We start from the raw sequence: 5961 nt of genomic DNA on the forward strand, positions 1-5961 counted from the left end.
GCGGTCCTCCGTGGCGTACGCGATGCCGTGGCGGATCGCCTCCCGCACGGAGCGGGCCTGCGGGGAGTCGACGACGAACAGCTCCTGCCCGGCGGCGACCTCCTGCCCGTCGACGACCGCGAGCGAGGCCACCGTGCCCGCGGCGGGTGCGCTGAGGGTGGCCTGCGCCCTGGGCACGACGGTGCCCGGTGCCTCGACGACCTCCACGACGTCGCCGCGGGTCACCTCCGCGGTCCGCACCGGGGGCACGTCCTCGCCGCTGCACCCGGTGAGCAGGCCGAGCAGGACCACCGCGGGCAGGGCCACCGCGGGCAGGACCCCGGCGGGCAGCGGGCGGGTGGCGACGACGCGGGCGGCAACGGGGCGCACTTCGTCACCCTAGGCCGCCGGTAGCGTGCGCAGGGTGGCTCTCGCGCGAACCCCCGGGCCGCCCGCCGGGCACGGCGGCGGCGACGAGCTCGTCGCCCTGCTCGACCCGGCCGCCGATCCGGGTCCGCCCGGCACGCCCGGCCTGCCGGTGACCGGGGCCGCCCCGCGCCGTCGGGTGCGCCGGCTCAACCTGCCGCACGCGGCGACCGGGGTGCTGCTGCGCGATGGCCGCGGCCGGGTCCTGGTGCACCGGCGCACCACGACCAAGGACGTCCACCCCGGCCTGCTGGACTGCCTGGCCGGTGGGGTGGTGGGCGCCGGGGAGGACGCCGGGGCCGCCGCGGCGCGGGAGCTGGCCGAGGAGCTGGGCGTGCGCGGCGCACCGCTGCGCCCGCTGCTGCGCACCTGGTACCGCGACGAGCACACGTGGTACCTGGCGTGCGTCTACGAGGTTGTGCACGACGTGGCGGTGCACGGGGAGCTGGTACTGCAGCCGGCGGAGGTGGCCTGCGCCGGGTGGGTGGAACCGGACGCGCTGGCGGCGCTGCTGCGCGACCCGGCCGGCGGTGTGGTGCCCGACTCGCGCGCCCTGCTGCTCGGGGCGCCGGCCCTGCTGGCACCCTGGGCGTGAGAGCGCTGTCACGACGTGCGTCACGAGCGGCTGCAGGTTGGGTCACGGATCGGTAGCGATCGGGGGTCGGGCTTGTCCGGGGCCTCGTGGCGAGGTACGTTCCCATCCCGATGTAAACGTTTTTACACAATGAGGTGTCCCGGACGCCGCGCGTAGCCGCGCGCGGGCCGGGAGGACGAGGAAGGCATCGGCATGAGCCTGCGCCCCAAGGCGAACCGTCGCACGGCGGCCCTCGCCAGTGCGCTGACCCTGGGCCTGGCGCTCACGGCCTGCGGCGGCGACTCCGAGGACGACAGCACCGGCACCGGCACCGGCGAGACCAGCAGCAGCGCCGCCGCCCTCGACTGCTCGGTGTTCGAGCAGGCGCCGTACACCGAGTTCGGCGACATCGACGGCAAGTCCGTCTCGCTGTACACCAGCGTCGTCACCCCCGAGGACACGCCCTACATCGAGGCGTTCCAGGCCTTCACCGACTGCACCGGCGTGGAGGTGGAGTACGAGGGCGACAAGCAGTTCGAGACGCAGATCCTGGTGCGGGCCCGCGCCGGCAACCCGCCGGACATCGCCTTCGTCCCGCAGCCGGGCCTGCTCGCCCAGCTCGTGGAGACCGGCACCGTCGTCGCGGCCCCCGCCGCGGTCTCCACCAACGTGGACACCTACTGGGACCCGGCCTGGAAGGGCTACGGCTCCGTCGGCGGGACGTTCTACTCCGCGCCCAACAGCGCGAACGTGAAGTCGCTGGTCTGGTACTCCCCGACCGAGTTCGAGGAGTCCGGCTACTCCGTCCCCACCACCCTGGACGAGCTGAAGGCCCTCAGCGACAAGATGGTCGCCGACGGCAAGACGCCCTGGTGCGCGGGCATCTCCAGCGGTGAGGCGACCGGCTGGCCGGTCACCGACTGGATGGAGGACTTCATGCTCCGGACCGCCGGCCCGGAGGCCTACGACAAGTGGGTCGCGCACGAGACGCCCTTCAACTCCCCCGAGGCGGTCGCCGCCCTCGACGGCGCCGGCGAGTACCTGAAGAACACCGAGTACGTCAACGGCGGCCTCGGCGACGTCAAGAGCATCGCGACGACGACCTTCCAGGACGCCGGCCAGCCGATCCTCGACGGCGCCTGCTCGCTGCACCGCCAGGCGAGCTTCTACGCGGCCAACTGGCCCGAGGGCACCGAGGTGGCCGAGGACGGTGACGTCTTCGCGTTCTACCTGCCGGGCGAGACCGCCGACGACAAGCCCGTCCTGGGCGCCGGCGAGTTCACCACCGCCTTCGCCGACCGCCCCGAGGTGCAGGCCTTCCAGACCTGGCTCAGCTCCCCGGAGTACGCGAACCTGCGGGCCAGCCTGTCGCCCTCGGGCGGCTGGGTCAGCGCCAACAAGGAGCTCGACACCGCCAACCTGAAGAGCCCGATCGACCAGCTCTCCGCCGAGATCCTGCTCGACCCCGAGGCCGTCTTCCGCTTCGACGGCTCCGACCTCATGCCGGCCGCCGTGGGCTCCAACGCCTTCTGGAAGCAGGCCACCAACTGGATCACCGGCACCGCCACGACCCAGCAGGCGCTGGACAACATCGAGGCGGCCTGGCCCGCGTCCTGACCCTCCGCCCCACCCGGGTGGGCCCGCGCCGCGCCCGCGGCTGACCGCCGCGGGCGCGGCCGGGCCGCCCACCACCCTGACACCGCGACGGCCCGGCCGCCTCCTGCGAGCGCGACCGGGCCGTCGCCGACCCCACCGGAGGTGAGGGACCCGCATGGAGAACGCCGAGAAGTTCGGCAGCATGGCGATCGCCCTGGTCGCTTTCGCGGCCGTCATCGCGCTCGTCCTGTTCATCGCACGCACCTTCGGCGAGCGGCGGGGGGGCCGGGGGACCGCGTGGGCCTTCATCACCCCGTGCCTGGTGCTGCTCGCCATCGGCCTGGTCTACCCCGCGCTGCTGACGATCCTGAACTCCTTCCGGGACGCGGGCGGGGACTCGTTCGTCGGCCTGGACAACTACGCCACCATCTTCACCACCGCCGACCAGCTCACCGTGCTGCGCAACACGGTCCTGTGGGTGGTCGTGACACCGTTCGTCGCCACCGCCATCGGCCTCGTCTACGCGCTGCTGGTGGACGGCGCGCGCGGTGAGGCCCTCGCCAAGTCCCTGATCTTCCTGCCGATGGCGATCTCCTTCGTCGGCGCCTCGATCATCTGGAAGTTCGTCTACGAGTTCCGCCCCAACCAGGGCAACATCCAGCAGATCGGCCTGCTCAACCAGATCATCGTCTGGTTCGGCGGGGAGCCGCGGCAGCTGCTCGTGGACTCACCGCTCAACACGCTGCTGCTGATCGTCATCATGATCTGGATCCAGGCCGGCTTCGCGATGACCATCCTGTCCGCGGCGATCAAGGCGATCCCCGACGAGATCATCGAGGCCGCGCGGCTGGACGGCGTCGGCGTGGTGCAGATGTTCCGCTTCGTGACCCTGCCGACGATCCGCCCGGCGGTGGTGGTGGTCCTGACCACCATCGGCATCGGCACGCTGAAGGTGTTCGACATCGTGCAGGCCATGACCGGTGGGCAGTTCAGCACCAGCGTGGTGGCCAACGAGTTCTACGCCCAGGCGTTCCGGGCGGACAACCAGGGCCTCGGCGCCGCCCTGGCGACCGTGCTGTTCGTCCTCGTCATCCCGATCGTCGCCTACAACGTCCGGCAGATGCGCGCCTCGGAGGCACGATGAGCACCACGACCCCGCCCGTCGCCACCGGCACGACGCCCGGGACGAGGGCGCTGCCCGCGGCCGCGGTGGCCCGGCGCAAGCTGTCCAAGCCGTGGGCGTCGCTGGCCGCGCTCGTCCTGGCGGTGCTGTGGACGACGCCGACCGCCGGCCTGCTGATCTCCTCCTTCCGCCCCGAGCGGGAGATCAGGACGTCGGGCTGGTGGACGGTGTTCTCCGACCCGCAGTTCACGCTGGAGAACTACCGCGACGTCCTGCAGTCGGAGGGCTCCACCACCCTGGCGCCGTACTTCGTCAACTCCTTCATCATCGTCATCCCGGCCGTCCTCATCCCGATGACGCTGGCGCTGCTGGCCTCCTACGCGTTCGCGTGGATCGACTTCAAGGGCCGCGACCTGCTGTTCGTGGCGATCTTCGCCCTGCAGATCGTGCCCATCCAGGTCACCCTGCTGCCGCTGCTCACCCTCTTCGTGGACTGGGGCATCGCCGGTGAGTTCGGCAGCATGTGGCTGGCGCACTCGACGTTCGCGCTGCCGCTGGCGGTCTTCCTGCTGCACAACTTCATGCGGGAGATCCCCCGGGAGCTCATCGAGGCCGCCCGGGTCGACGGCGCCGGGCACGTGAAGATCCTCTTCTCCGTGCTGCTGCCGCTGCTGACGCCGTCGCTGGCCGCGTTCGGCATCTTCCAGTTCCTCTGGGTGTGGAACGACCTGCTCGTCGGCCTGGTGTTCGGTGGCTCGGACAACCGGCCCATCACGGTGGCCCTGCTCAACCTCACCGGCACCCGCGGCACCGCCTGGCACCTGCTGTCCGCCGGCGCGTTCGTCTCCATCGTCGTGCCGCTGCTCGTGTTCCTCTCCCTGCAGCGCTACTTCGTCAAGGGCCTGCTCGCGGGCGGGTTGAAGGGGTAGCCGTGATCCCTCCCCCCGCCCCACGGGCGGGCCGGGCGGGCAGCGGCGCCGCCGCGGGTGCGCCGGCCGGTGTCCCCCCCGGCGGCGCACCCAGCAGCATCCGCGACGTCGCCACCGCGGCGGGTGTGTCGGTGGCGACGGTCTCGCGGGCGCTGCGCGGGCTGGACCGGGTCAGCGCCGACACCCGCCGGCGGGTGCTGGCGGCCGCGGAGGCGCTGGACTACGTCGCCTCCCCGACCGCCGCCAGCCTCGCCACCGGCCGCACCTCGGTCGTCGGCGTCGTGCTGCCCTTCCTGGACCGGTGGTTCTTCTCCACCGTGGTCTCGGAGGTGGAGGACGTGCTGCGCCGCAGCGGCTACCAGGTGCTGCTGCTCAACGTGGGCGACCGCAGCCTGGAGCGGCCGATGGTCCTGGACCAGCGGCTGCTGGCCAAGCGGATCGACGGCGTCCTCGTCCTCAGCGTCGACCTGGACGCCGAGGAGACCGGCGTGCTGGACCGCCTGGGCCTGCCCGTCGTCACGGTCGGCTCGGCCCTGCCCGGCCACGACCGCGTCGGCATCGACGACGGCGCCGCGGTGGAGACCGCCGCCCAGCACCTGCTGGCCCTCGGGCACCGCCGCATCGCCCACGTCGGCGGCGACTCCGGCACCGACGTGCGCCGGGCCACCGCCGTCGACCGGGCGCTCGGGGTGCGCCGGGCGATGGCCGCCGCGGACGTCGCGCTGCCCGGCCAGCTCGACGTCGTGGCCGACTGGACCGTCACCGGCGGCTGGCGCGCCGCGGAGGCGCTGCTGGCCCGCCGCGACCCGCCCACCGCGGTGCTGGCCGCCTCCGACGAGATGGCCATCGGCGCCCTGTGCGCGGCGCGCGCCCTGGGCTGGGACGTGCCGCGGCACCTGTCCGTCGTCGGCGTCGACGACCACGAGATGGCCGTCACCCACGACCTGACGACCGTCGCGCAGCCGGTCCGCAGCCAGGGCCGGCTGGCCGCGGAGATGCTGCTGGGGCGGCTGCGCGGGCACGTCCCGGCGGGCGCGCGGGAGGTCCTGCTCAGCACCTCCCTCGTGGTGCGCGCCAGCACCGCGCCGCCGCGGCGGGAGGTCCGCCCGCGCCGGCGCGTCGTCCTGGGCCGGCAGGTGCTGGCGGCCGTGGGCGGCGACGTCGAGCACGCCCGGGGACAGGAGGAGCGCGGTGCACCCACCAACCGCTGACGGTGAACGCCGGCAGGCCGGCACCGCCGGGGTGCTCGCCGGGGTGCACCGGGCGCTGGCCGCGCTGCACGCCCCGCGCCGGGAGCTGTTCGAGCTGCGGGTGGAGCGCTGGTGGCCCGACCT

The 5961-nt window shown here is 73.4% G+C and carries 5 protein-coding genes and 1 pseudogene; 5 read left to right on the plus strand and 1 reads right to left on the minus strand.

Annotated elements, in window-relative coordinates:
* A pseudogene (locus tag ABEB16_RS18875) lies at window positions 1–369 on the minus strand (efflux RND transporter periplasmic adaptor subunit); the annotation flags it as partial.
* Between the two features lie 34 nt (window positions 370–403).
* Between ABEB16_RS18875 and ABEB16_RS18880 the strand changes: the two are divergent.
* From ABEB16_RS18880 to ABEB16_RS18900, 5 genes are all read left to right on the plus strand, one after another.
* Window positions 404–1000, plus strand: coding sequence for an NUDIX domain-containing protein (locus ABEB16_RS18880; RefSeq protein ID WP_425560253.1), 597 nt, complete (start codon window positions 404–406; stop codon window positions 998–1000).
* Window positions 1001–1192: 192 nt separating this feature from the next.
* A complete protein-coding gene (locus ABEB16_RS18885; protein WP_345713754.1) occupies window positions 1193–2596 on the plus strand; it encodes an ABC transporter substrate-binding protein in 1404 nt (467 codons plus the stop codon).
* 154 nt (window positions 2597–2750) lie between these two features.
* Window positions 2751–3719, plus strand: coding sequence for a carbohydrate ABC transporter permease (locus ABEB16_RS18890; protein WP_345713755.1), 969 nt, complete (start codon window positions 2751–2753; stop codon window positions 3717–3719).
* Entirely contained in the window at window positions 3716–4627 is a 912-nt protein-coding gene (locus ABEB16_RS18895; protein ID WP_345713756.1) for a carbohydrate ABC transporter permease, read from the plus strand. Before ABEB16_RS18890 ends, ABEB16_RS18895 begins: the two co-directional genes overlap by 4 nt.
* Before the next feature lie 2 nt (window positions 4628–4629).
* On the plus strand, window positions 4630–5838 hold the full coding sequence (locus tag ABEB16_RS18900; protein ID WP_425560254.1) for a LacI family DNA-binding transcriptional regulator: 1209 nt from the start codon (window positions 4630–4632) through the stop codon (window positions 5836–5838).
* Window positions 5839–5961 lie beyond the last annotated feature (123 nt).

The sequence above is a fragment of the Kineococcus glutinatus genome (assembly GCF_039542765.1).
Taxonomy (GTDB): Bacteria; Actinomycetota; Actinomycetes; order Actinomycetales; family Kineococcaceae; genus Kineococcus_A; species Kineococcus_A glutinatus.

What these genes read in the sequence shown, in the direction of transcription:
- ABEB16_RS18885 (WP_345713754.1), top strand. Translation starts at nt 1,193, where the DNA reads ATGAGCCTGCGCCCCAAGGCGAACCGTCGCACGGCGGCCCTCGCCAGT.
- ABEB16_RS18890 (WP_345713755.1), top strand. Translation starts at nt 2,751, where the DNA reads ATGGAGAACGCCGAGAAGTTCGGCAGCATGGCGATCGCCCTGGTCGCT.
- ABEB16_RS18895 (WP_345713756.1), top strand. Translation starts at nt 3,716, where the DNA reads ATGAGCACCACGACCCCGCCCGTCGCCACCGGCACGACGCCCGGGACG.